Below are 883 nucleotides of genomic sequence, written 5' to 3'. Positions count from 1 at the left end.
ATTACAATACTTTCAGGTATTACGATCCGGATATAGGTAGATTTACTCAGCCAGACCCGATTGGGTTGCTGGGTGGCTTGAATCTGTATCAGTATGCACCTAATGGGTTGACTTGGGTGGATCCGTTAGGATTAACGTCCGTTAATGCTGAGGGATATCATGTTTATGGACTATATGACCCTGGCGCAACAAAGCCTTATTACATTGGTATTACCAATAATGTTGAAAGAAGAAGAAATGAACATCGAGATACGGGAAGATTAACGTCAGGAAGAATGGAAGTACTAGAAAAAAATGTAACCTATGGTCAGGCCAGAGGGTACGAACAATACTATATTGAAATACACGAAACCAGAACCGGTACCATAGGTGAGGAAATTTCTTCTACAAATAGAGGAAATAAATATAACTCATTTGACCATAATCGCACTGATGACAGAGCTAAGGCATTCAAAGAAGCTTATCATAGTAAGAAAGGCAATAGTATGAATGGTCGTATAGGAAAAGGAAAATGCTGATGAGTGATTTCAAACTATGGGGTTGGGATAAAAAACCACGCACCATGCTACGGTTTATCAAGGCAGGAGACATATTCTGCTTTAAGCTGGATGAACAGAGATATTGTTTTGGCAGAATTATTATCAAAATTTTTATTGGTCATGTTGCCGAGCTGTTTGATAACATTTCTAATTCTCCTGATATATCTGAGGCAGAAATCAAACAAGCCCGGCGATTGATTGAACCAGTGATATTAGACATGTAAATACCCCAAACTTAGTACAAGCTTCAAGTAGAAAATAATACTGCTTGTCTTAGGGTTTTATACTCAATCGGCGTCATATTATTTAATGCTTCATGAGGCCTTTCGGTGTTATAACTGGTT

At 38.2% G+C, this 883-nt stretch carries 2 protein-coding genes; both read left to right on the top strand.

The window, feature by feature from the left end:
• Window positions 1-518 (top strand): RHS repeat-associated core domain-containing protein (locus BGI33_RS03405; RefSeq protein ID WP_144235354.1); only part of this gene is annotated, 518 nt, incomplete at its 5' end.
• Window positions 518-763, top strand: a complete 246-nt coding sequence (locus BGI33_RS03400; protein WP_100089938.1) for an Imm26 family immunity protein — start codon at window positions 518-520, stop codon at window positions 761-763. The genes BGI33_RS03405 and BGI33_RS03400, both read left to right, overlap by 1 nt.
• The last annotated feature ends 120 nt before the right edge of the window (window positions 764-883 follow it).

Source organism: Snodgrassella alvi, from assembly GCF_002777425.1.
Lineage (GTDB): Bacteria > Pseudomonadota > Gammaproteobacteria > Burkholderiales > Neisseriaceae > Snodgrassella > Snodgrassella alvi_B.
The sequence above is the reverse complement of the archived record's forward strand: the minus strand, read 5'-3'. Positions and strand labels throughout refer to the sequence as shown.